This window comes from Pseudomonas sp. NY15463 (assembly GCF_048068415.1).
GTDB classification, from domain to species: domain Bacteria; phylum Pseudomonadota; class Gammaproteobacteria; order Pseudomonadales; family Pseudomonadaceae; genus Aquipseudomonas; species Aquipseudomonas mosselii_C.
Window position 1 is genome coordinate 1 of record NZ_JBLUQD010000028.1, and the last position, 349, is coordinate 349.

The window sequence follows — 349 nt, forward strand, 5'->3', positions numbered from 1 at the left end:
GGTCACGCTGACCGTGAACGTCGGTGGTACTGAGTACCAGGTCAACGTCGATGCTTCCGGCAAGGGCACGCTGCAAGTGCCGAACACCAACACCGATGACGTCTACAAAGATGGGTCGACCCTGACCGCGACTGTCACCAAGGTGGACGGCGGCAACTTCGAAGCTGTGGACCTGAGCAAATCCAGTGTCACGGCCAACATCGAAGACACCCTCGATACCACTACTGTCACCGTGACAGCAGATCCGGCGAAAGAAGGCGACGCCAACGTCACCTTCAACTTCCAACTGAGCAATCCGCCGCAGACCGGCAGCGCCACCACGCTGACTGTGAACGTGGGTGGTACTGAG

The 349-nt window shown here is 59.0% G+C and carries 1 protein-coding gene; it reads left to right on the top strand.

Translation table 11 applies throughout. The features are described 5' to 3' along the window. Window positions 1-349: immunoglobulin-like domain-containing protein (locus ACNFIC_RS23860; protein WP_416782292.1), on the top strand; the 349-nt coding region annotated here is incomplete at both ends.